This is a genomic window from Nocardia neocaledoniensis, from assembly GCF_003182135.1.
GTDB classification, from domain to species: domain Bacteria; phylum Actinomycetota; class Actinomycetes; order Mycobacteriales; family Mycobacteriaceae; genus Nocardia; species Nocardia neocaledoniensis.
The window spans coordinates 17,158-39,985 of the sequence record NZ_QGTL01000014.1; the positions used below are offsets into that span (position 1 = coordinate 17,158).

The window sequence follows — 22,828 nt, forward strand, 5'->3', positions numbered from 1 at the left end:
CCCCGGCCACGACGGGTGTCGGACCGGGGCTTCGCGGGGGTGGGTCAGGCGCAGGCGACCGACTGCTGGCCCAGGTTGGTCAGCATGGTGCAGGCCCACGACTTCTGGACCTTCCACTTGCCGTCCTCGGCCACGAACGGCACGTCGACCACGTTGGTCTGACCGTTGAGGGTGAAGTTGGCCTTGGCGTTCACGCTGTCACCGAAGGAGGTCACCTCGGTGACCTGCACCTGCACGCCGGCCTGCTGCGCGGCGACCGCGAGCCGGTTCGGCAGCTCGGGATCGGCGGAGCCGCCCTGCACGAAGTCCAGCTTCTGGTCGTTGGGCACCGACGGGTCCAGCGCGGTGGTGAGCTGCTGGTTCAGCTCATCGACGGTCGGCACCGGGGGCAGGTTCGTGGCGGCCGTGGTGCTGGCGACCTTGCTGGTGGTCGGCTTGGCGGCGGGCTTGTCGCCCTTGTCGTCGCTGCACGCGCTCAGTCCGAGGGCGGCGACCACGGCCAGTCCCGCGATCGCGACACGTCCGGTCGTACGAAGCTTCAACTGCTCGTCCTTTGCGTTCGAGGTGGGAGTTCCATCGCGGTAGTCGAGGCTACTACTCACGCGAGGCTGTCGAGGGGGTCGGCCCGGGTGAGGTCCGGGTCGTCGGCTGGAAAGGTACGCGCCGGGCCGGGGCCTGTCGAGCGGGTCTCGAAGCGGACGGTCACCACGCCGTAGCCCGCGCCCTGCACCCATCCGTGGCCGAACTCGGGATGGCGCACGTCCGTGCCCGGAAACCACTGTCCGACAGGCGCGTCGCGGACGCGGGCGGGTTCCTCCGGGGGTGGCGCGGTGTCCTCGAACGTCGAGTCCGCGGGCAGCGCCTGGTCGAGTTCGGGGAACAGCGATTCCTGCCGGACCAGCGACAGACCGCCGTAGCCGACGCCGACCAGGCGGACGGGTCCGAGTTCGGCGGGATCGATGGCGGAGCGCTGCGCCGCCGCGGCCAGGGTGGTGAGGTCGGCCGTGGCGTAGGGCAGGGTGAACGACCTGGTCACGATGCTCATGTCGGACTTCTTGAGCTTGAGCACCACGGTGCGGGCCGCCCGGCCGTCGCGCTCGAGGCGGCGATGGGCGGCCGCGGCCATCGCGGCGACGGCGCTGCGCAGCTCGGGCAGCGTGACGATGTCGCGCTCGTAGGTGTTCTCGGCGCTGATCTGTTTGGCCTCGGCGCGTTCGGCGACCGGCCGGTCGTCGATCCCGCGGGCGAGCCGGTGCAGCGCGGTGCCGATGCTGCCGCCCAGGATCGAGGCGGCCTCCGATTCCGGCAGCGCCGCGAACGCCCCGACGGTCTCGATGCCGAGCCCGCGCAATCGGCCCTCCGCGACCGGCCCGATCCCCCACAGCTTGCGCACCGGCAGCCCGGCCAGCAGCTCGCCCTGTTCGGCCGGTGAGATCACCCGCATCCCATCCGGTTTGGCCAGGCCGGACCCGATCTTGGCGAGCTGCTTGCCGGTGCCCGCGCCGATCGAGGCGGTGAGGCCGGTGCGCTCGCGCACCAGAGCGCGCAGCATCGCGCAGTACTCCTGCACGTCGGCGACGGTGGCGCCCGCCAGTTCGGCGGGTTCGGCGAACGCCTCGTCGAACGACAGCGTCTCCAGGACCGGGATCCGGCCGCGCAACGTGTCGAACACCTGCCCGCTCAGCAGCGAGTACACCGCGCCACGCGGAGGCACCACCACCGCCGACACCCCGATCAGCCGCCGCGCCTGGTGCATGGGCATGGCCGAGCGCGCCCCGTACACCCTGGCCTCGTAACTGGCCCCCGCCACGACCCCGCGCTGTCCCGCGCCGCCGACCAGCACCGGGCGCCCGCGCAGGGTGGGCCGGGTGAGCTGTTCGACCGAGGCGAAGAACGCGTCCATATCGATGTGCAGCACCCAGCGGCGCGCCGTGACCGCGGCATCGGGCCTGGCCGGGGCGCCGGCGGCGGAGGCGTCGGTGCTCACGCCCGCAATCTACGCCGCGCCGCCGACAGGTTTCCCAGCCGACTGACAGCGGTGCCACAGCGACAACCCCGTCCGGTGTGTGATGATCGGGTAATGAAGATCCGCAAGGCTGTCATTCCCGCCGCGGGCATCGGCTCCCGACTGCTCCCGCTGACGAAGGCGACGCCGAAGGAGATGCTCCCGGTCGGCGACAAGCCGGTCATCGAGCACACCGTCCGTGAGCTGGTCTCCTCCGGTATCACCGACATCACCATCGTGGTGAGCGGCGGCAAGTCGCTCATCCAGGATCACTTCCGCCCGAACCCGGCACTGGTCGCGCAGCTGCGCGCCGACGGCAAGTCCGCCTTCGCCGACGCGGTGGAGGAGGTCGGCGAGCTCTCCGCCGCCGGGCACATCACCTACCTCGACCAGCACGGGCCCTACGGCAACGGCACGCCCGTGCTCAACGCCGCCCGCCACCTGGGCGACGAGCCGATGCTGGTGCTGTGGCCCGACGACGTGTTCGTCGCCGAGGTGCCGCGTGCCCAGCAGCTCATCACCGCCTACGAGTCCACCGGCTGCCCGGTCCTGGCCCTGCTGCCGATGGAGCCGGGCGAGTCGCAGCGTTACGGCGTCCCGGTCGTGCGCGAGGACCTCGACGACGGGTTGCTGCGCATCTCCGGCCTCATGGAGAAGCCCAAGCCCGAGGACGCCCCGTCGGCGTTCGCGGCGATCGGCGGCTACGTGGTGACCCCGGGCATCATCGAGGAGCTGCAGGTCCAGACGGAGAAGTGGTACACCCACCAGAACGGCGAGGTGTACCTGACCGACGCGATCAACAGCTACGCCGCCAACCACGCGGTGTACGGCCAGGTGATCCAGGGCCGCTGGTACGACACCGGCAACCCCGCCGACTACCTGGTGGCCCAGTTCGCCTCGGCCCTGGCCCACCCCGAGTACGGGCCGCTGCTGCGTCAGCTCGTGGACTGAGCCGTCAGAACCGGCGAATGGTGAAGATGTCGAATTCGCGCAGGGGATGCAGGCCGACCGGGACGCCCGCGGCGTGGGCGTCGAGGATCTGGCCCATCCCCGCGTAGATGCCGACGTGGGAGCCGTCGCCGTTGAGGACGACGACGTCGCCGGGCGCGAGCCCGCGGAACGTCACCGGCATGCCGACTTTCGCCTGCTCCCAGGTGGTGCGCGGCAGGGTGACGCCGACCTGCCGGAAGGCCCACTGCACCAGGGCCGAGCAGTCCCAGGCGTGCGGCCCGGTCGCGCCCCACTCGTAGGGTTTGCCGATCTGGGTGGCCGCCGCCGTGAGCGCGCCCATGCCGGTGGCACTGGGCAGCGGGATACCGCCCGAGCCACTCGAACTGCCCGAGGCGGAGCCGGAATCGCCCGAGCCCGTGGCACTGCCGGTCTGGGACCAGGCGGGCCCGGCGAGGACGAGGGTGGTGGCGAGGGAGGCGACGAAGCCGAAGGCCAACCGTCGCAGAACTTTCCGTCTCATGCGCGCGCCCTTCCTCACGGCCGGACCGGTGGGCCCGGCTGGTCGGTTATCGGGTGGCATCGCCACCGCTGACGGCGGCGCCACCCCGGGTGCAGTGCCGCGCCCCGAGCGGTCACCGAGGGCACGACACTGTTTCCACAGGACAATCGTCACAAGCAGTTACTGTCGCCTCAGCGGTTCCATGCGCATCAGCAGTAACACCTCGATTGTGCGCGAAGATCACGTCGCTGTCTCGAAGTTTCAGCAAATTGTCAGCATCGTTACCTTCGGTCAGCTCCGACGCAGCGAAAGGGGCGGAGCCGAAAGTCGGCTCCGCCCCTCGCGTGTCGCTGTCAGGCCTTGGCGACGACGGCCCGCACACCGCCCGTGAGTTCGGCGGCGTCGGTGCCCGCGGAGCCGAAATCGAGGGTGGTGGCGAGGATTTCACCGGCGATCAGCTCGCGGTGGGTCTGTGCCCAGGCCAGCCGCTCGGCCGGCACCTCCAGGGTGACGGTGATCCGGTCCGACACCTCGAGGCCCCGCGACTTGCGCGTCTCCTGCAGGTCACGGATGAGGTCGCGAGCCCAGCCCTCGGCCTCCAGTTCCTCGGTGACCACCGAATTCAGCACCACCAGACCGGCATTGCCGGGCAGGGCGGCGGTGGACTCGGGTTCGGCGGCCACCAGGCGCTGGGTGTACTCCTCGGGCAGCAGGGTGATCCCGGCGGCGGTGACGACACCGTCGGCCGACTCCGACCACTCCCCCGCCTTGACGGCCTTGATCACCGTCTGCACGTCCTTGCCCAGGCGCGGACCCGCGGCGCGCGCGTTGACGGCCAGCTCGAACCGCCCGTGCGCGTCGACGTCGGTGGTCAGGTCGACCTTCTTGACGTTGACCTCGTCGGCGATCAGCGCACTGAACGGCGCGAGCCGCTCGGCGTCGCCCGCCGCGATGGTCACCTCGGCCAGCGGCAGCCGCACCCGCAGGTTCTTGGCCTTACGCAGGCTCAGCACCGTGGAGCAGACCGTGCGCACCTCGTCCATCGCGGCCACCAGCTCGGCGTCGTGCGGCAGCTCGGTCTCGGCGGGCCAGTCGGTCAGGTGCACCGAGCGCTCGCCGGTGAGACCGCGCCAGATGACCTCGCTGATCAGCGGCAGCAGCGGCGCGGCGAGGCGGGTGGCCACCTCGAGCACGGTGTGCAGCGTGTCCACCGCGTCGCGGTCCTCGGACCAGAACCGCGAACGCGACCGGCGCACGTACCAATTGGTGAGCGCGTCGGCGAACGAGCGCAGCTCGTCGCAGGCGCCGGCGATGTCGTAGGTCTCGAGCGCCTCGGTGATCACGTCCCGCGTCGCCGCCAGCTTGGCCAGGATGTACCGGTCGAGCACGTGCGGCGAGTCCGTGCGCCACACCCCGGGCTTCGAGGCGTAGAGCTGCAGGAAGGTCCACGCGTTCCACAGCGGCCGCAGCGCGTGGCTGACGCCCTCGCGGATGCCGCGCTCGGTGACGATGAGGTTGCCGCCGCGCAGGATCGGCGAGCTCATCAGGAACCAGCGCATCGCGTCGGAGCCGTCGCGGTCGAAGACCTCGTTGACGTCGGGGTAGTTGCCCTTCGACTTCGACATCTTCAGGCCGTCGTCACCCAGCACGATGCCGTGCGCGGCAACGGTTTTGAACGACGGCGAGTCGAACAGCGCCGTCGAGAGCACGTGCAGGGTGTAGAACCAGCCGCGCGTCTGCCCGTTGTACTCGACGATGAAATCGCCGGGAAAGTGACTGTCGAACCACTCCTTGTTCTCGAACGGGTAGTGCACCTGGGCGAAGGGCATCGAGCCCGACTCGAACCAGCAGTCGAGCACCTCGGGGACCCGGCGCATGGTCGACTTCCCGGTCGGGTCGTCGGGGTTGGGCCGGGTGAGGTTGTCGATGCCGGGGCGGTGCAGGTCCGCGAGGCGCACGCCGAAGTCACGCTCGAGTTCGTCGAGCGAACCGTAGACGTCCACGCGCGGGTAGGCTGGGTCGTCGGACACCCACACCGGGATCGGGCTGCCCCAGTAGCGGTTACGGCTGATGTTCCAGTCGCGCGCGCCCTCGAGCCACTTGCCGAACTGGCCGTCGCGGATGTGCTCGGGCACCCAGGTGATCTGCTTGTTCAGCTCGACCATGCGATCGCGGAACTTCGTCACCGCGACGAACCAGGACGGCACGGCCATGTAGATCAGCGGCTGGCCCGAGCGCCAGCTGTGCGGGTAGGAGTGCTCGATCGTCTCGTGCCGCAACAGCTTTCCGGCGGCCTTGAGGTCCTTGATGATCACCGGGTTGGCGTCGAAGACCATCAGTCCCTCGTACGGGGGAACCATCGAGGTGAACTTGCCCGCGGGGTCCAGCGGCTGCACGATCTCGATGCCGTTGGCCGAGGCCACGTCCATGTCCTCCTCACCGAAAGCCGGTGCGAGGTGGACGATTCCGGTGCCGGAGTCGGTGGTGACGTAGTCGGCGGTGAGCACGCGGTGCGCGTTCGGGTGACCGAGGAAGAAGTCGAACGGCGGCCGGTAGGACAGGCCGGCCAGCGCCGCCCCGTCGTACTCGCCGAGCACCGTCGGCTCCTCGCCGAACTCGCGGGCGAAGTGCGACACCCGTTCGGCGGCCAGCACGTAGCGCTTGCCGTCGGCGGCCTGGACGTGCACATAGCGCACGTCGGGGTGCACGGCGATCGCCAGGTTGGACGGCAGCGTCCACGGCGTGGTGGTCCAGATCAGGGCGTTGGCGCCGTCGAGGGCGGCCAGCGGGTGCTCGGCGGGGACCGACAGCACCATGTCGACGGTGACCGCCGGGTCCTGGCGCATCTTGTACGCGTCGTCGAGGCGGGTCTCCTGGTTCGACAGCGGCGTCTGCTCGTACCAGCTGTAGGGCAGCACGCGGAAGCCCTGGTAGATCAGGCCCTTGTCGTAGAGGGTCTTGAAGGCCCACATCACCGACTCCATGAAGTCGAGATCGAGGGTCTTGTAGTCGTTGTCGAAGTCGACCCAGCGCGCCTGGCGGGTGACGTAGTCACGCCACTCGCCGGTGTAGCGCAGCACCGAGGACTTACAGGCGGCGTTGAACTCGGCCAGCCCCATCGCGTCGATCTGCGACTTGTCGGTGATGCCGAGCTGCTTCTCGGCCTCGATCTCGGCGGGCAGGCCGTGGGTGTCCCAGCCGAAACGGCGGTCGACCTTCTTGCCGCGCATGGTCTGGTAGCGCGGGACCAGGTCCTTGACGTAGCCGGTGAGCAGGTGGCCGTAGTGCGGCAGGCCGTTGGCGAAGGGCGGGCCGTCGTAGAAGACGAACTCGCCTTGGCCGTCGCGGCTGTCGATGCTGGCGCGGAAGGTGTCGTCGCGGGCCCAGTAGTCGAGGACCTGCTGTTCGAGTTCCGGGAACGACGCGCCGGAACCCGCGCCGAAGTCGACCCGGGGGTATGCACCGGTGGTTGTCTCGTCCGCCATCGCGGATCTGCTCCTCGTGCCGCCGCGCCGTCGGCGCGAATCCTGGGCACGGGGACGATGTCGACGCCGGTGCGCCGGACCGCGGTACCACCCCGCTTGCCCGTGCCGCCCCGGTCGGAGGGTACGGGCCTCTCGTTGTGAGCTGTGACGGGCTCACCCGTTCGGTTCTACTGAGCGCCTGCGCGCCGTTCTTCCGAAGGCTCCCCGGTGATGGCCGGATCACTGCCGTGTCTGTGTCGATTCTAGCGGGAACCGTCCAGCGAATATTCCCGCGGTCAGTCCCGCCGGACGTGACGCCCGGGCCGGACCTCGTCGTTCTCGGGTTTCCGCGCGGCCAGCGCGCTCACCAGCAGGGTGGCGGCGCCGATCACACAGACCAGAATGCAACCCCACGCCCAGAGCACCGAACCGGTGGCGAGCGCCGCGACGAGCAGTCCGAAACCGATTGCCGCGAGGACGAGCGTCAAGACGAGCATGCTGACTCCCAAGAAACCCGAGCAGCCCGACGAAAGCTGGGCGTTCCCGGATCACGCGGGGTGCCGCGCGATCCGGGTCCAGTTTACTTGGCGCCCTTGGCGAAGGAGGCCGGAGCCAGGCTGTTGGCGGAGCCGTTGGTCTCGCCGGCGAACTCGCCGCCGTCGACCGGCACGGCCGAGCCGCGGTTCTCCAGCTCCTCCAGCTGCGACTCCAGGTACGACTTCAGCCGCACGCGGTACTCGCGCTCGAAGGTCTTGAGCTGCTCGATGCGGCTCTCCAGCACCGTGCGCTGCTGGGTGATGGTGGCCATGATCTCGGCGTGCTGACGCTCGGCGTCGGCGGTGAGCGCCTCGGCCTTGTCCTTGGCCTGGCGCAGCTGGGTGTCGGAGCGGTTCTGCGCGTCGGCCAGCATCGCGTCGGACTTCTGGCGCGCGTCGGCGATCATCGCCTCCGAGCGGGTGCGGGCGTCGCCGACCAGTCGCTCGGAGTTTGCCCTCGCGTTCGACAGCAGGCCCTCGGCCTCGGTCTTGGCGTCGGTGGTGAGCCGGTCGGCCATCTCCTGGGCCAGCGTCAGCACCTTGGCGGCCTGCATGTTCGCGTCGGGGCCGGAGTTGTCCCGGACCGGCGCGGCGACCGGCATCGGCGCGGGCGGCGCGGCGGGCACCGGTGGCGCGATCGGTTCCGGTGCCGGTGGCGGTGCCTGTTGAACGGGCGCCTTCACAGCGTTGACCGGGGCGGATCCGCGGTTCTTCTTGGCATCGGCCAGTTCGGTGTCGAGCTCGGCGACCCGCTGACGCAGGTCGGCGTTCTCCTCGATCAGGCGCGAAAGCTCCTGCTCGACGAGATCCAGGAAGGCGTCGACCTCGTCCTCGTTGTAGCCGCGCTTCCCGATCGGCGGTTTGCTGAACGCGACGTTATGCACATCGGCAGGAGTCAGCGGCATCGAAGGATCCCTTCACGCGTCTTTTGGAGAACTAGCAAGCGGTCTTCTCGATTCAGTATGTCACACGGAGGTCACGGGCTGCCCGAGCCTACCCACGATGGACATCAGGATGAAGACCACGAAGAGCAGGACCATTATCGACAGATCGAGGCGAATACCCCCGAGATTCACAGGAGGTATCAACCGCCTCAGGAGTTTCACCGGCGGGTCGGTGATCGTGAAGATGACCTCCAGGATGATCACCACCACACCGGTCGGGCGCCAATCACGCGCGAAACTGCGAATGAACTCGACGATCACCCGGCTGATCAGCAACAGCCAGAAGATGAAAAGCACCAGGTACAGAACCGCGAACAGGGCCACGGCTTCACTCTGCCGCAAAATCGGCGGCGTGCAAAATGGCCGCGCCGCGCGATGCGCGGGCGGCCATCATCTGCGGACCTAAGTCGGGGCTATTTCTGGTTGTAGAAGCCGTTTTCGGCGATGCGGCGGCGCTCTTCCGCCGATACGTCGACATCGGCCGGTGAGAGCAGGAACACCTTCGTGGCCACCTTGTCGAACGAACCACGCAGGGCGAATGCGAGACCCGCCGCGAAATCCACCAGTCGCTTCGCGTCGGCGTTGCTCAGGTCGACCAGGTCCATGATCACCGGGTTGCCCTCGCGGAAACGCTCACCGATGATCCTGGCCTCGCTGTAGTCGCGCGGACGCAGCGTGGTGATCTTGGACAAGGGGCCTCCGTCCTCGAAGATCCCCGGCCGCCGCGCCGCCGCGGGCTCGGGTCGCATGCGCTCCTCCAACCTGCGCTCCTCGGCGTCGGGATCGACCGCGAGCGCGCCGCGCGTGGAGCCGCGCATCCCCGGGGCGATACCGCCCGCCCGGAACGAGCGACCCGAGGAGGGCGCCGTCTCGATCCTGGTCGGGCGGCGCGGCGCCTCGTAGCGCTCGTCGGCGTAGGTGTCGGCGACGTAGTCGTCGCGCCGTGCCTGGTAGGCCGACTTGTAGGCCGGCTGCGGATAGTCGTCGGGCTCGTCCTCGAAACGGTCGGAGCCGTAACGGTCTTCGGCGTAGCGGTCGTAGCTGCGCGGGCGAGGGCGGCCGAGGCGCTCGTCGGCGCCGCGAGGGGCGTGATCGTCGACGTAATCGTCTTCGTACTCGTCGAGCGGAACCATGCCGAAGTACGCCTTGAACTTGTGCAGCGTGCTCATGATGGACCTTCCTTCGGCCCCGGTGGCGGCCGGGTGTTGAAGTTCTTGCTCAGCGCCTCTTCGGCCCAATCGTATGTGTCGAATGTGACTGATGAGGTTTCTTTGCTACGCCGAGGTTATCGGTCGGGCGCCCATCAACGCGGTTCCGACACGCACACAAGTCGAACCGTGTTCGACCGCAACTTCCAAATCACCCGACATACCTGCAGAAAGTTCGGTCGCCTCGGCGTGTTGCGCGAGCAGCGAAGTGTGCAAAGTCGCAAGATTCGCAAACGACGCATCACTGGCGGCGTCAAGGGGCGGAATCGCCATCAGACCGGCCAGATGCAACCCGGGAGCCTTCGCCACGAGGTCGGCCAGGGCGGGCAGATCGGCGGGTGCGACACCCCCGCGCCCGGGGTCGGCGTCGAGGCTCACCTGCAGCAGCACACGCAGGGGCGCGGTACGCTCGCCGGCTGCGAGTGCGTCCTGCGCGGCCCGGTCCAGCGCGTTTGCCAGCCGTTCGCTGTCGACCGAGTGCACGGTGTGCGCCCAGCGCGCCACCGCGCGGGCCTTGTTCCGTTGCAGGCGCCCGATCATGTGCCATTCGACGTCGTCGTAGGCGAGCTCGGCGACCTTGGCCGAGGCCTCCTGCTCGCGCGACTCCCCGAAGGCGCGGCGGCCGAGGCGGTACAGGATGTCGACATCGGTGGCCGGGAAGAACTTCGTCACCGGGAGCAGCCGGACCGAACCGGCCGGTCGGCCCGCCGCGACCACGGCCGCGTCGATGCGGGCGAGCAGGCCGTCGAGGCGGGCGGACAGTTCCGCGGTGCGGGTGGCGGAATCGGTCGGGGTCATCCGCGGGCCGTATCCATCCAGATCACGCTCCCGATGCGACCGGTCGGGGCGCCGCGACGGTGGCTGAACAGGGTCTTGTCCTCGATCGTGCAGCGCGGGTCGAGGGCGATGCCGCCGATCCCCGCCTCGGTGAGCTGCCTGCTGATCCCGGCCCGCAGGTCGAGGCCAGGGGTCTTGCGGACCGTGGTGGTGGCGCTGCCGGGCAGGTGAGCCTCGACGTCGGCGCGCATCGCGGCCGGGACCTCGTACTGGCGGCCGGAGGCAGCGGGGCCGAGGAAGGCGCCGATCCGCTCCATCCTGGCGCCGACCGAGACCATCGCCTCGAGCACCAGCGGCACGATGCCGATCCGGGCGCCGATGCGGCCCGCGTGCACCGCGGCGATCACGCCCGCCTCGTCGTCGGAGAGCAGCAGCGGGACGCAGTCGGCGGTGAGGACGACGAGCGCCAGGTCCGGCACCGTGGTGACCAGGGCGTCGGTCACCGGGACCGGTTCGGCGCGCGGTCCGTCGACGATCTCGACGTGGCGTCCGTGCACCTGCTCCATCCAGACCAGGCGGTCGGGGGTGAGCCCGATGCCCTCGGCGAGGCGAACCCGGTTGCGGCGCACGGCTTCCGGATCGTCGCCGACGTGATCGCCCAGGTTGAACGAGTCGTACGGGGCGGCGGAGAAGCCACCGGCGCGGGTCGTTGTCACCCGGCGGACGGTCACGGTCGGCGGTGCGGAAGTCATGGGATCGAGGGTAGTGCGCGGAGCCGGGTGCTTGGTCGCGCGCACGCGGTGACATCGATCAACACGCTCGCCCGCAGGGGTCAGGCCGGGGTGCTGTCGAGTTCGTCGAGTCTGCGGGCGATTCCGGCGCGGCCGGTGAGGCCGAGCTTGCGCAGGACGCGGCTCAGGTGGTCCTCGACGGTGCGGGGGCTCAGGTACAGCAGCGCGGCGATGTCCTTGTTGGAGTGGCCGCGGGCGGCCAGGTCGGCGACCTCGCGTTCGCGCCGGGTCAGCGCGTCGGCGCCGGTGACGGGGCGGCTGCCCGCGAGTCTGCGCTGCGCGCTCGTGGTCTCGGCCACCAGGCGGTGCGCGCCCGCGGCGATGAAAATCGCACGTGCCGAGGCGAATCGGCTCGTGGCCGCGCCGAAGTCACCGCGGCGGCCGGCCACGATCCCGGCGAACAGGTCCGCCTGCGCGGCGTTGACCACCATTCCGGCGCGAGTGAACGCCACCCTGGCCAGCTCGGCGGCCCGCGCCGCCGCGGCCAGGTCGCCGATCGCCGCGGCGTAGTCGGCCCTGGCCATAGCGGCAGAGCCGACCTGGCTGCCCCGGAAGAGTTCATGCTCCAGGTCGGGCTCCGCCAGGTCGGCAGCCGTGCCCACTTTTCCGGCCCCGGTGCCTGCGGTCATGGTCGGGGCGTGCAGGTCGGCGACCGAGCCGGCTTCCGCGGCTCCGGTGCCTGCGGCCATCGTCGGGGCGTGCAGGTCGGCGACCGAGCCGGCTTCCGCGGCTCCGGTGCCTGCGGCCATCGTCGGGGCATGCAGGTCGGCGACCGAGCCGGCTTCCCCGGCTTCGCCGTACGCGGTCGTCGGGCCGAGCAGGTCATCGGCCGAACCGGCTTCTCCAGCTCCGGCGTGCACGATCTCCATCGGGCCTAGCAGGGCATCGGCCGTGGGGAGATCGGCGGCGCCGCCGCACGCGGTCGGCACCCGGACGACCGGGTCCACGCTGGTGGCGAGCGCTCCTCCGCACGCGGCCTCGGCTCTGCGCACCAGGTCGGCGGCCGTGGCGAGGTCGCCGTCGGCGATGGCGGCGTGGGCGGCTCGGGCGAGGTGGGTGGGGTGCAGGGGGCCTGGGCGTCGGTCGAGGGGTGGGGTGTCTGGGAGGGGGAGGTTCATGGCGCGCGCGGTGTCGGCGAGGGTGGTGTCGACGACCTGGCGCCACCAGCGCATGGCGGGGCGCGGGAGGGCGGCGACCGCGTGCCACTGGGCGGCCACCAGGTCGGGCGGTGCGGTGAGCTGGAGGGTGCGGAGTTTGATCGCGCCGGCGAAGGCGAGCAGGTCCGGGTAGTGGAAGGTGGTGGCCGCGGCGGTGGCGTCGTCGGCGGCGGCGATCGCGTCGTCGAGGCGGCCGAGTTTGGCCAGCGAGTACGCGCGCACGGTGTGCAGTTCGGCGATCGCGTAGGTGCGGCCGTAGCGGCGGCTCACCCGGATCGCGCGTTCGAGGTGGACCAGGCCGGCCGCGTCGTGGTCGAGGAAGTAGGCGCACCAGCCGAAGGCGGGAACGGCGTGCACGACCTCGCGGAATCCGAGGTCGTCCAGTGCCGTGAGGGCCTGGTCGCAGATCGGGTAGAGCTGTTCGGCCGCGCGGAGCCTGCCGTCGGCGAGGAAGCCGATGCCGCGCAGGGCGGTGGCGGCGGCGCGCACGGCCGGGTCCTCGATCGCGGCGGAACCGAACAGCGCGTTGAGGCGGGCCTGGCCCTCGGCGTCCTGATGGTCCTGCATCTCGAGGATGGCCAGTTCCAGCTGGACCGGACCGTCGCCCGCCCGGCGCGGCAGGTCGGCGGCGCGGGCGAGCAGCGAGCGGGCCTGATCGACACGGCCGAGCATGCGGGCGCACCGTGCCGCGAGCAGCAGGGCTTCGAGTTGGTGGGGTCCGGGTGTGGCAGCGGCCGCGTCGAGGGTCTCCCCCGCGCGTGTGGCGGCGCCGGACAGCAGCAGCGCGCGGCCAAGGGCGACCGCGTCGGCCAGCGGAGCGGCGGTCGACGGCGCGATCCGCTGGGCGATCGCGAGCCAGCGCGCGCTGGCCGCGGGCGCGTCCGCGATCACCTGCGCCGCCGCCTGCCGCAATTCGGCGCCCGCCACCTCGTCGCGGCCGAGCATGGCGTGTTCGAGCTGGCCGGCGCGGGCGGGCATCGGGGCGTCCCTGGCGCGCAAGGCTTGGGCAGCGCGGCGATGCGCCATGGTCAGCCAGCCGGGCCCGGCCGACCGGTAGGCCGCGGTGCGGACCAGCGGGTGGACGAAGGTCACCGTGCCCGCGCCGAGCACGACCACCCCGCGCCGGACCAGTCCGTCGAGCGCGTCGGCCACGGCCTGCTCGGGCAGACCGGCCGTGGTGCCGAGCAATTCGAGGTCGGGAGGCACGCCACAGACGGCGGCGGCCTGGGCGACGGTCCGCTGGGTCCCGGGCAGCTCCGCCAGCTCCGCGCGGATCGTCCGGTCCACCGCCGCGTAGTCGTCGGAGGCCGGGTCCGGGTTCTCCCCGCGCAGGGTGCGCTCGAGTTCGGGATCGGGCAGCGCGGCCAGCAGCGACAGATACAGCGGATTGCCGTGCGAGGCGCTGAACAACCTGGCCCGGCGCGCCCGCGTCTCCCCCGGCAGCAGCCCGTCGACCTCGGCCTCGGTGAACGGCGGCACCCGCAGATGCACCGAGCGGACCCGCGGCGCCCGCAACAGCCGGGCGAGCACGGGCGGACAACCACCGTCCCGGTAGGCCAGCAGCAGGCGGAACCCACGCCGGGGCCGATTGCGGATCAGGAACGCCAGTACCCGCAGCGATTCGGAGTCGGCCCACTGCACGTCGTCGACGACGAGCAACGTCTCCGCTGCCCCGAGCCCGGCCCGCAGCACCCGCGCGGACTCCACATCGGCGAGCACCTCCGCACCGGACGGTACCTGCCCTCCACGCGGAAACGCCGGCTCCCCGTGCCGGCCGATCAAGCCTCCGCCGGCCGAAACCCGCACCGGCCTGTCGCGCACCGTCTCCCCGCGCGGCGGCGCGACACCGCTCCGCGCGTCCGCACCGTCGCGCCGCCCGCGATCCGGGTTCGCGTCGTCCTCAGCAGCGAAGTCGGCCAGTTGTTCGGCGATGTCCTCGGCCAGGTAGCGCGGCTGGAGCTGGGCGTCCTCGGTGCCGGTGACCGTGAGGACGCGGCAGGGGGCGGTGTGGGCGAAGTGGGCGATCAGGCGGGACTTGCCGATGCCCGCCGGGCCTTCGACCAGCAGCAGCCAGGGGGTCTCGGGGGCGGTGAAGGTCGCGGTGAGGGTGGCGAGTTCGGCGACGCGGCCGACGAAGGCGCGTTCGATCATCGTTGACACCCTTCGCACACCGGATCGGCCGGGTCACAGCGTAACCCGGACCACTGTCCAGTAGATTCCCGTGGTTTCCCGGATGCTCGCCGGTCGGGCGTGGGGTTGGGTGGGCGAGGCCGATCACCGCCGAAGGGTCCGCGGTGAGGTTCTCCAGAAAGTAGGTTCGCATGACGTTCACCGGCAAGGGAATGGTTTCGCGGTTCGCGATCGCCCTGCTCGCGGTCGCGGCACTCGGCACCGCCGGGTGCTCCGCGGTCGAGAAGGCCACCGAGGTGGTCCAGGACGCGGGCAAGTCCGACACCGCCCGTTCGAAGGTCGGTGCGTGCATCAACGTCATCTCGGCGTCGGTGGTCGACTCGAAGACCGAGCCGGTGGACTGCTCCTCCGAGACCGCGGTGTACAAGGTCGTCCAGACGCACGACCAGAAGGTCGAGTGCCACGAGGACTACACCTCCTACGAGGAGACCTACGGCAGCGGCGGCACCCTCGCCTTCCTGTGTCTGGCACCCAACTTCAAGGAGGGCAGCTGCTACAACGAGGGCATGATGACCGGCTACAAGTACGTGCCGTGCACCGCCTCCGACGCCAGCTTCAAGGTGGTCTCGCGCGTCGACGGCCAGGTCGACGAGCAGCTGTGCGGCGAGGACGCCGATTCGGTGCTCGTGGTCAACGACCCGAAGACCACGTTCTGCCTGAGCGACACCACCAGCTGAACCCCGCGACGACGAAAGCGCCCGGACTCCAGGGAGTCCGGGCGCTTTCGTCGTTCTCGGGCTAGCGGCGCATGAAGATCGGCACCTCGATGTCGTCGTCATCGTCGCCGTCGTCGCGCTGATCCGGGTTGTTCACCTGGTTCATCGCCCGCTCGGTGACGCGCTGACGCTCCGACTCCCGGTACCGCTCGGTGTCGCGGTAGCTCGGCGCGGCGGTGCGCCCGGTCGACACCCCGGAGCTCGCCGGCTCGGTGGCCCGCGCGGGCGCCTCGGTGCGGGCCTGGCCGACCTCGCCCGCCCGGCCCACGCCGATCGGGTTGGCCCCGTTGCGCGCCGACGTCGTGGTCGTGTGCTCGATCCGCCGCGAGGGACCGCCGCCGTCGAAGCCGGCCGCGATCACGGTGACGCGCACCTCGTCGCCGAGCGAATCGTCGATGACGGTACCGAAGATGATGTTGGCCTCGATGTGGGCCGCCTCCTGCACCAGCGAGGCCGCCTCGTTGATCTCGAACAGGCCGAGATCGGAGCCGCCCGCGATCGAGAGCAGCACGCCGTGCGCGCCGTCCATCGACGCCTCGAGCAGCGGCGAATTGATGGCCGTCTCGGCCGCTTTCACCGAGCGGCCCTCACCGCGCGCCGAACCGATGCCCATCAGCGCCGAACCGGCGCCCGACATCACGCTCTTGACGTCGGCGAAGTCGACGTTGATCAGGCCCGGGGTGGTGATCAGGTCGGTGATGCCCTGGACACCGTTGAGCAGCACCTCGTCGGCCGAACGGAACGCGTCCATCAGGCTCACGGCCGCGTCGCCCAGCTGCAGCAGCCGGTCGTTCGGGATGACGATGAGCGTGTCGCAGGACTCGCGGAGCAGGTTGATGCCGACCTCGGCCTGGTTGCCGCGGCGCTTGCCCTCGAACGAGAACGGCCGGGTGACCACGCCGATGGTCAGTGCGCCCAGCTTGCGGGCGATGCTGGCGACGACGGGCGCGCCACCGGTACCGGTGCCACCGCCCTCGCCCGCCGTGACGAACACCATGTCGGCGCCCTTGAGCACCTCTTCGATCTCGTCCTTGTGGTCTTCGGCCGCCTTGCGGCCCACTTCCGGATCGGCCCCGGCGCCGAGGCCGCGGGTGAGCTCGCGGCCGACATCGAGCTTGACGTCGGCATCACTCATCAGCAGGGCCTGCGCGTCGGTGTTGACCGCGATGAACTCGACTCCCTTGAGTCCCTGTTCGATCATCCGGTTGACGGCGTTCACGCCGCCGCCGCCGATACCGACGACCTTGATCACGGCAAGGTAGTTGTGCGGGGGCGTCATGGGCTCTCGCCTTCCTTCGATCTTAAACCCTCAACCTCAACCATAGGGTTGGCGTTATGTCAAGTATCCGACTGCTGCGGAACGCTATTCGCAGCCAGCGCGATCCCGGCGCAGGCGCGCCGACGTTTCGCTCACTTTACCGTGACCAGATTCGGACTCGACACGTCGAACACGGTCCCCTCACGGGTCAGCAGTGGCAGCACGACGGCAGCTTTGCGCTCGCCGTCGCCCGTGCCGCCCCACACTACCTTCCTGCCGTCCCGCAGGTTCAGTGAGACGTCCGAATTCGACCGTGCCACAACCTCACCCACCTGCACCGACAGCGCCGGCGGCAGCGTGACCAGCACATCGACGGCGGCGCGCGCGGCCGCTGGTCCGGTGAAGGACCCCTCGGTGAGCAATTTCGGCACGCCGATCGGCGGCGCCGCCTCGATCGCGAATTCGACGCTCTCGGCGTCGATCAGGTGCGCGCCGTCCGGTGTTTCGAAGTACAGCACCGGGGTTCGCTCCACTACCGTCACCAGCACGGTGGAGGGGAACTTGCGCTGCACCCGCACCGAGCGCACCTTCGGGATCTGCGCGACGCGCCGGGCGATCGCGGTGGTGTCGATCCGCAACATCGAACGGCCGTCCGGGATTTCGAGGCGCCCGCGCACCTCCTGCTCCGGCACCGCCGCCAGCCCGTCGACGCGCACCGTGCGCACCGACAGCACCGGGGTGAACCAGGCGAGCACGACGAGCACCGTCACCACGAGCAACCCGACCACCGTCCAGAGGCGGTAGCCGCGCCACCCGCGCGCGGCGGGCATCGGCAATCTCACCGGCCGCCCTGCTGCGGCCGGGCCCGGAGGCCGTCGAGGATCTGGTTGCCGAGCATCGTGACGTCGCCGGCGCCCATGGTGATCACCACGTCGCCTGGCTGGGCCAGCGCGGCGACCTGCTTGCCGACCTTCGACATATCCGGTTGGTAGTGCACGGGCTCGGTGACCGCCTGCGCCACGAGCGCGCCGTTGACCCCGGGCAGTGGTTCCTCGCGCGCGCCGTACACATCCAGCACCACGACCTCGTCGGCCAGGCTCAGCGCGGCGCCGAACTCGGTGGCGAAGGTGGCGGTGCGGCTGTACAGGTGCGGCTGGAACACCACGATGACCCGGCCGCGCCGGGTCCGGGCGCCGTCGCGGGCCTCCTGTTCGACCAGCTGCGCGGCGGCCTCGAGCACCGCGCGCACCTCAGTGGGATGGTGGGCGTAGTCGTCGAAGACGCGCACGCCGTTCTCCCTGCCGGTGAACTGGAAGCGGCGGTGCACGCCGCCGAAGCCCTCCAGGCCCTGCACGATCTCGTCGACATCGGCGCCGGTCGCCTTGGCGGCGAGCAGCGCGGCCAGCGCGTTGAGCGCCATGTGCCTGCCCGGCACCGACAGCCGCACCGTGCGCGGGGTGTGCTCGCCCGCGAGCTCGAATTCCACGATGCCGCCGACATCGCGCGGTTGCCAGCCGAGCAGCCGCGCGCCCACCGGGACGGGGGCGTCGGCCAGCTCACCGGAGCCGTAGCCGAGCACCTCGACCCCGCGCTCGCGCAGCCGCGGCGCGACCCGGTGGGCCAGCGCGAGCGAGCCGGGATCGTCCAGGCACACCACCAGCAGCCCGCCGGGGGCGAGGCGGTCGGCGAAATCGTCGAAGACCTGGATGTAGGCCTCGTCGGTGCCGAAGAAGTCCAGGTGATCGGATTCGATGTTGGTGACCACCGCGACGTCGGGGTCGTATTGCAGCAGCGAGCCGTCGGACTCGTCGGCCTCGGCCACGAAGATGTCGCCGCTGCCGTGGTGGGCGTTGGTGCCCGCCTCGTTGAGTTCGCCGCCGACGGCGAAGGACGGATCGGCACCGCAGTGCTGCAGCGAGACGATCAGCATCGAGGTGGTGGAGGTCTTGCCGTGGGTGCCCGAGACCAGCAGCGTCTTGTGACCGCGCATCAGGGCGGCGAGCACGGTCGGGCGCAGCAGCACCGGGATGTTGCGCCGGTTCGCCTCGACCAGTTCGGGATTGGTCTTCGGGATGGCGGCGTAGGTGGTGACCACCACGGTCGGGCCGCCGGGCAGCAGGTCGAGGGCGTCGGCGTCGTGGCCGATGCGGACCTGGGCGCCGCGTGCCCGCAGCGACAGCACGCCCCTGCTCTCGCGCGCGTCGGAGCCGGAGACCGCGCCGCCGCGCGAGAGCAGGATCCTGGCGATGCCGGACATCCCGGCGCCACCGATGCCGACCATGTGCACCCGTTCGAGCTCGGGCGGCAGGCCGGTGCCCGCGGCCTCGCTGATGCCGCTCGCGCCGTTCATCGAGCGACCTCGGTGACGATCCGGGCCACGGTGGCGGCCGCGTCGCGATGCCCCGCGCCCGCGGCGGCGCGGCTCATCTCGGCGAGTCGGGCGGGCTCGAGCAGCAGCGGGATCACCTCGTCGATCACGTATTTCGGGGTCAGGTCGGCGTCGGCCACAATTCTGCCACCTCCCTGCGCCACCACCGGCCGCGCGTTGAACTCCTGCTCGCCGTTGCCGTGCGGCAGCGGCACGTAGAACGCGGGCAGCCCGACCGCCGACACCTCGGCCACCGTCATCGCGCCGGAGCGGCACACCACCGCGTCGGCGGCGGCGTAGGCCAGGTCCATCCGGGACAGATACGGCACCGCGACATACGGCGACTCGGCCTCGGCGGTGCTCACCTCGACGCTGTTCTTGGGGCCGTGCGCGTGCAGGACCGAGATCCCCGCGGCGGCCAGTTGCGGCGCGGCGCCCGAGACGGCCTCGTTGAGGCTGCGCGCGCCCTGCGATCCGCCGAACACCAGCAGCACCGGGCCCTCGGCGGGCAGCCCGAAGTGGGCACGTGCCTCGGCGCGCAGCGCGGCGCGGTCGAGGCCGGTGATCGAGGCGCGCACCGGGATACCGACGACCTGGGCGTTCGCCAGTCCCGAATCAGGGACGGCGGCGAGCACCTTCGCGGCCAGCTTGGCGCCGACCTTGTTGGCGATTCCCGCCTTGGCGTTGGCCTCGTGCACCACCACCGGGACGGCGCGCCTGCGGCCGAACAGCCCACCGCGCGCGGCCAGGTAGGCGGGCAGCGCCACATAGCCGCCGAAACCGACGATCACGTCGGCCTGCACCTCGTCGATGACGGCCCTCGTCCGCCGGACCGAGGCGAGCACCCGGCCGGGCAGGCGCAGCAGGTCGGCGGAGGGCTTGCGCGGCAACGGGACCGGCGGGATCAGCTCGAGCGGGTACCCGCGTTCGGGGACCAGCTTCGTCTCCAGTCCGCGCTCGGTGCCCAGTGCGGTGACCCGGATCGACGCGTCGAGCGTGCGCAGCGCGTCGGCGACGGCCAGCGCGGGTTCGATATGCCCTGCGGTGCCGCCGCCGGCGACGATCACCGACAACCCGGAGCGCGGGTGACTCACTTGGATCTACCTCGTTCTTTCGCGTGTGGCATCGGATAGGTCGGTTCCCAGGCCCGGGTCGACCGTAACGAACTGGTGCCGCGGCTCTGCGGGGCACGGCGGCGGCGCGGGGCCTGCGCCTCGCGGCGGGCCGCCGGACGCGGCCGCTCGGCCCTGGCCTTCGGGGTGGCGCGGCGCGGGGCGTCGGCCTTGAACGGCGTGTACACCTCGGGCACCGGCAGGCGCAGCATCCGGCTCACCCGGCCGTCCTGGCCCGCCTGCAGCGCCGAGATCGCCTCCGGTTCGTGCCGGGCGGCGCTGGCGATGATGCCGAACATGAACAGCGTGATGGCCAGCGAGGAGCCACCGGCGGAGACCAGCGGCAGCTGCAGACCGGTCACCGGCAGCAGGCCGACCACATAGCCGATGTTGATCAGGGCCTGCGCGGTGATCCACGTGGTCGCGGTAGCGGTGAGCAACCGCAGGAACGGGTCCACCGAGCGCAGCGCGATCCGGATGCCGGTGTAGACGAACAGCGCGAACAGCGCCAGGACGACCATGCAGCCGAGGAAGCCGAGTTCCTCGCCGATGATGGCGAAGATGAAGTCGTTGTGCGAGTTGGGCAGGTAGCTCCACTTCGCGCGGCTCTGCCCGAGCCCGCGCCCGAGGATGCCGCCGTCGGCGAGGGAGTACTTGGCCTGCCTGGCCTGATAGTTCACGCCCTGCGGGTCGTCACCGGGGTTGAAGAACGCGCGCACCCGGTCGGAGCGGTAACCGGCCGACAGCGCCAGCACCGAGGCCGCGACCAGGCCGCTGACCATGATGCCGACGAACAACCGCACCGGCAGTCCGCCGAACCACAGCAGCGCCATCAGCACGATGCCCAGCGCGATGGTGGTCGACAGGTTCGGTTCCAGCACGACGAGCAGACACACCAGCAGACCGGCGGGCACCAGCGGCACCAGCAGGTCCTTGAGCTGGGCGCCGCGGCGCGAGGCGAGCAGATGCGCGCCCCACACCACCAGCGTCACCTTGACGACCTCGGACGGCTGGATGGACAGCGGGCCGATGTCGAACCAGCGCCGGGCGCCGCCATGGATGGCGCCGATGCCGGGGATCAGCACCAGGACCAGCGCGATCACCGAGAGACTGAAGATCGGGAAGGACCACTGCCGCAGCAACCGCAGGGGCAGCCGCAGCGCGATGTAGAACGCGACGGCGCCCAGCGCGGCGAACATGGCCTGCTGGATGAACAGCGCGTACGCCGACCCGCCGCCGGCGTAGGCCTCCACGCTCGACGCCGACAACACCATCACCAGACCGAGCACGGTCAGCAGCGTCGCGATGGTGACGACCAGATGGAAGGACGCGAGCGGACGGGCCAGCCAAGCGCCGAAGCGCTCCCCCGCCCACCCGATTCGCCGCGTCTCCGTCATAGGGCCCGCCCGATGTCACCGTCTTCCAGTGCCGTCACCGCGTCCACGAAGCAGCGTCCGCGGTGGGTGTAGTCGTCGTACATGTCCAGGGAGGCCGCGGCCGGGGCGAGGAGCACGGTGTCTCCGGCGCGGGCCAGGCCCGCCGCGGCGCGGACCGCGCGGCCCATGACCGCTTCGGCACGCTGGGATCTCGACGACTCCATGTCTGCATCGTCTCCCGCGCCCAGCTCGATGACCGGGACTTCGGGCGCGTGTCGCGCCAACGCGGCCGCGATCACCGGCGCGTCGGCGCCGAAGAGCACCGCGCCGACGAGCCGGTCACCGACCTCTTCGACGAGGTCGTCGACGCTGGCGCCCTTGAGCAGACCACCCGCCAGCCACACCACGTGCGGGTGCGCCATGATCGCGGCCCGCGCGGCGTGCGGGTTGGTGGCCTTGGAGTCGTCGATGAACTCGACTCCGCCGAGTTCGCGTACGAACGCGGTGCGGTGCGGGCCCACCTTGTGCTCGGCCAGGCCCTCCTTGACGAACTGCGGGGCGACATCGATCGCCCTCGTCAGCGCCGAGGCGGCGAGCGCGTCGGCGATGCCCGCGGGGCCCTGCGGGCTGATGTCGGAGGTCTCGGCGAGGATGGCCGCCTTGGTGAACGCGCGGTCGAGCAGCTTGCCGTCGACCACGCCCAGCTCGCCGTCGGCGGGCACGCCGATGCGGAACCCGACCGTGCGGCGCGCCTTGGCCTTGCGGGCCAACGACCCGGCGACCGGATCGTCGAGACCGACCACGCCGACCCGCCCGGTCAGCGCGCGCGCCTTGGCGGCGGCGTAGGCATCGAGACCGCCGTGCCAGTCGAGATGGTCCTCGGCGACATTGAGCACCACGCCCGCCTCGGGCCGCACCGACGGCGCCCAGTGCAGCTGGAACGAGGACAGTTCCACGGCCAGCACCTGCGGGCCCGGATTGCGGCGCAGCGCGTCCAGGATCGGCAAGCCGATGTTGCCGCAGGCCACGCTGGCGATCCCGGCGGCGCGCAGGATCGAGTGGGTCATCTGGGTGGTGGTGGTCTTGCCGTTGGTGCCGGTGATCACCAGCCACTTGCGGACCGGACCGTAGATCCTGGCCTGATCGACCCACCAGGCGAATTCGACGTCACCCCAGACCGGGATGCCCTCGGTGACCGCCGAAACCAGCACCGGCGAGTCGGGCCGCCAGCCCGGGCTGGTGATCACCAGCGCGAACCGGCTCAGATCGGCGTTCTCCAGCTCGACGCTGGTGGCGACCTCCAGACCCAGTTCGGCGGCCTCGGCCAGCGCCTTCGCGCCGCTGTCGGTGACCACCGGGTGCGCGCCGATGTCGCGCAGCGGTTCGATCAGCGAGCGCCCGGAGACGCCCCAGCCTGCGACCAGAACGTCACGGCCACGCAGGAATTCGAGCATCGGGCCCGGAGAGCGCAACGCG

At 70.9% G+C, this 22,828-nt stretch carries 19 protein-coding genes; 2 read left to right on the forward strand and 17 right to left on the reverse strand.

The genetic code is table 11. The features are described from left to right. Positions 1–44 precede the first annotated feature (44 nt). Both DFR69_RS28470 and DFR69_RS28475 read right to left on the reverse strand, forming a co-directional pair. On the reverse strand, positions 45–542 hold the full coding sequence (locus DFR69_RS28470; RefSeq protein ID WP_110040751.1) for a WKL family lipoprotein: 498 nt from the start codon (positions 540–542) through the stop codon (positions 45–47). Positions 543–598: 56 nt separating this feature from the next. Continuing rightward, positions 599–1,918, reverse strand: a complete 1,320-nt coding sequence (locus tag DFR69_RS28475; protein ID WP_110040882.1) for a DNA polymerase IV — start codon at positions 1,916–1,918, stop codon at positions 599–601. Between the two features lie 162 nt (positions 1,919–2,080). Here DFR69_RS28475 and DFR69_RS28480 point away from each other — a divergent pair, with 162 nt between their 5' ends. Further along, positions 2,081–2,956 carry a UTP--glucose-1-phosphate uridylyltransferase gene (locus DFR69_RS28480; RefSeq protein WP_110040752.1) on the forward strand — a complete coding sequence of 292 codons (876 nt, stop codon included), beginning with the start codon at positions 2,081–2,083 and terminating at the stop codon, positions 2,954–2,956. Positions 2,957–2,960: 4 nt separating this feature from the next. Here DFR69_RS28480 and DFR69_RS28485 read toward each other — a convergent pair whose 3' ends face one another. The 9 genes from DFR69_RS28485 to DFR69_RS35615 all read right to left on the reverse strand — a co-directional run bounded on the left by DFR69_RS28485 (position 2,961) and on the right by DFR69_RS35615 (position 14,483). Then, entirely contained in the window at positions 2,961–3,476 is a 516-nt protein-coding gene (locus DFR69_RS28485) for a C40 family peptidase (RefSeq protein WP_110040753.1), read from the reverse strand. Between the two features lie 332 nt (positions 3,477–3,808). Continuing rightward, positions 3,809–6,940: an isoleucine--tRNA ligase gene (gene ileS / locus DFR69_RS28490; protein WP_110040754.1), complete on the reverse strand. Its 3,132-nt coding sequence runs from the start codon at positions 6,938–6,940 to the stop codon at positions 3,809–3,811. A 275-nt stretch (positions 6,941–7,215) separates the two neighbouring features. Further along, positions 7,216–7,416: a hypothetical protein gene (locus DFR69_RS28495; RefSeq protein WP_110040755.1), complete on the reverse strand. Its 201-nt coding sequence runs from the start codon at positions 7,414–7,416 to the stop codon at positions 7,216–7,218. Positions 7,417–7,499: 83 nt separating this feature from the next. After that, a complete protein-coding gene (gene wag31, locus DFR69_RS28500; RefSeq protein ID WP_110040756.1) occupies positions 7,500–8,360 on the reverse strand; it encodes a DivIVA-like cell division protein Wag31 in 861 nt (286 codons plus the stop codon). A 60-nt stretch (positions 8,361–8,420) separates the two neighbouring features. Next, complete coding sequence (locus DFR69_RS28505) at positions 8,421–8,723, reverse strand: YggT family protein (RefSeq protein ID WP_110040757.1); 303 nt, start codon at positions 8,721–8,723, stop codon at positions 8,421–8,423. Positions 8,724–8,812: 89 nt separating this feature from the next. After that, positions 8,813–9,568, reverse strand: a complete 756-nt coding sequence (locus DFR69_RS28510; protein WP_110040758.1) for a cell division protein SepF — start codon at positions 9,566–9,568, stop codon at positions 8,813–8,815. A 105-nt stretch (positions 9,569–9,673) separates the two neighbouring features. After that, positions 9,674–10,405 (reverse strand): YggS family pyridoxal phosphate-dependent enzyme, encoded by a 732-nt coding sequence (locus DFR69_RS28515; RefSeq protein ID WP_110040759.1) that lies wholly within the window; start codon positions 10,403–10,405, stop codon positions 9,674–9,676. Next, positions 10,402–11,136, reverse strand: a complete 735-nt coding sequence (gene pgeF, locus DFR69_RS28520) for a peptidoglycan editing factor PgeF (protein ID WP_110040883.1) — start codon at positions 11,134–11,136, stop codon at positions 10,402–10,404. Before pgeF ends, DFR69_RS28515 begins: the two co-directional genes overlap by 4 nt. A gap of 80 nt (positions 11,137–11,216) precedes the next feature. Next, the gene (locus tag DFR69_RS35615; protein WP_110040760.1) at positions 11,217–14,483 is read right to left on the reverse strand and encodes an AAA family ATPase; all 3,267 of its coding nucleotides are present in this window, start codon (positions 14,481–14,483) and stop codon (positions 11,217–11,219) included. Between the two features lie 170 nt (positions 14,484–14,653). On the opposite strand from DFR69_RS35615, the gene DFR69_RS28530 reads away from it, so the two are divergent. Continuing rightward, a complete protein-coding gene (locus tag DFR69_RS28530) occupies positions 14,654–15,199 on the forward strand; it encodes an LppU/SCO3897 family protein (protein WP_110040761.1) in 546 nt (181 codons plus the stop codon). Positions 15,200–15,260: 61 nt separating this feature from the next. Here DFR69_RS28530 and ftsZ read toward each other — a convergent pair whose 3' ends face one another. The 6 genes from ftsZ to murD form a co-directional block, all read right to left on the reverse strand. After that, on the reverse strand, positions 15,261–16,517 hold the full coding sequence (ftsZ, locus tag DFR69_RS28535) for a cell division protein FtsZ (RefSeq protein WP_110040762.1): 1,257 nt from the start codon (positions 16,515–16,517) through the stop codon (positions 15,261–15,263). 131 nt (positions 16,518–16,648) lie between these two features. Continuing rightward, on the reverse strand, positions 16,649–17,326 hold the full coding sequence (locus tag DFR69_RS28540) for a cell division protein FtsQ/DivIB (protein ID WP_110040884.1): 678 nt from the start codon (positions 17,324–17,326) through the stop codon (positions 16,649–16,651). A gap of 8 nt (positions 17,327–17,334) precedes the next feature. Then, positions 17,335–18,846, reverse strand: a complete 1,512-nt coding sequence (gene murC, locus DFR69_RS28545; RefSeq protein ID WP_110040763.1) for a UDP-N-acetylmuramate--L-alanine ligase — start codon at positions 18,844–18,846, stop codon at positions 17,335–17,337. After that, positions 18,843–19,958 (reverse strand): undecaprenyldiphospho-muramoylpentapeptide beta-N-acetylglucosaminyltransferase, encoded by a 1,116-nt coding sequence (gene murG / locus DFR69_RS28550; RefSeq protein WP_110040764.1) that lies wholly within the window; start codon positions 19,956–19,958, stop codon positions 18,843–18,845. The genes murC and murG overlap by 4 nt, the downstream gene beginning before the upstream one ends. Beyond that, positions 19,955–21,373: a putative lipid II flippase FtsW gene (gene ftsW, locus DFR69_RS28555; protein ID WP_110040765.1), complete on the reverse strand. Its 1,419-nt coding sequence runs from the start codon at positions 21,371–21,373 to the stop codon at positions 19,955–19,957. Before ftsW ends, murG begins: the two co-directional genes overlap by 4 nt. Continuing rightward, entirely contained in the window at positions 21,370–22,806 is a 1,437-nt protein-coding gene (gene murD, locus DFR69_RS28560) for a UDP-N-acetylmuramoyl-L-alanine--D-glutamate ligase (protein WP_110040766.1), read from the reverse strand. The genes ftsW and murD overlap by 4 nt, the downstream gene beginning before the upstream one ends. Positions 22,807–22,828 lie beyond the last annotated feature (22 nt).

What these genes read in the sequence shown, in the direction of transcription:
- murC (WP_110040763.1), bottom strand. Translation starts at nt 18,846, where the DNA reads ATGAACGGCGCGAGCGGCATCAGCGAGGCCGCGGGCACCGGCCTGCCG.
- DFR69_RS28510 (WP_110040758.1), bottom strand. Translation starts at nt 9,568, where the DNA reads ATGAGCACGCTGCACAAGTTCAAGGCGTACTTCGGCATGGTTCCGCTC.
- DFR69_RS35615 (WP_110040760.1), bottom strand. Translation starts at nt 14,483, where the DNA reads ATGATCGAACGCGCCTTCGTCGGCCGCGTCGCCGAACTCGCCACCCTC.
- DFR69_RS28495 (WP_110040755.1), bottom strand. Translation starts at nt 7,416, where the DNA reads ATGCTCGTCTTGACGCTCGTCCTCGCGGCAATCGGTTTCGGACTGCTC.
- wag31 (WP_110040756.1), bottom strand. Translation starts at nt 8,360, where the DNA reads ATGCCGCTGACTCCTGCCGATGTGCATAACGTCGCGTTCAGCAAACCG.
- ftsZ (WP_110040762.1), bottom strand. Translation starts at nt 16,517, where the DNA reads ATGACGCCCCCGCACAACTACCTTGCCGTGATCAAGGTCGTCGGTATC.
- DFR69_RS28540 (WP_110040884.1), bottom strand. Translation starts at nt 17,326, where the DNA reads ATGCCCGCCGCGCGCGGGTGGCGCGGCTACCGCCTCTGGACGGTGGTC.
- DFR69_RS28485 (WP_110040753.1), bottom strand. Translation starts at nt 3,476, where the DNA reads ATGAGACGGAAAGTTCTGCGACGGTTGGCCTTCGGCTTCGTCGCCTCC.
- ileS (WP_110040754.1), bottom strand. Translation starts at nt 6,940, where the DNA reads ATGGCGGACGAGACAACCACCGGTGCATACCCCCGGGTCGACTTCGGC.
- murD (WP_110040766.1), bottom strand. Translation starts at nt 22,806, where the DNA reads ATGCTCGAATTCCTGCGTGGCCGTGACGTTCTGGTCGCAGGCTGGGGC.
- ftsW (WP_110040765.1), bottom strand. Translation starts at nt 21,373, where the DNA reads ATGACGGAGACGCGGCGAATCGGGTGGGCGGGGGAGCGCTTCGGCGCT.
- pgeF (WP_110040883.1), bottom strand. Translation starts at nt 11,136, where the DNA reads ATGACTTCCGCACCGCCGACCGTGACCGTCCGCCGGGTGACAACGACC.
- DFR69_RS28515 (WP_110040759.1), bottom strand. Translation starts at nt 10,405, where the DNA reads ATGACCCCGACCGATTCCGCCACCCGCACCGCGGAACTGTCCGCCCGC.
- DFR69_RS28480 (WP_110040752.1), top strand. Translation starts at nt 2,081, where the DNA reads ATGAAGATCCGCAAGGCTGTCATTCCCGCCGCGGGCATCGGCTCCCGA.
- DFR69_RS28530 (WP_110040761.1), top strand. Translation starts at nt 14,654, where the DNA reads ATGACGTTCACCGGCAAGGGAATGGTTTCGCGGTTCGCGATCGCCCTG.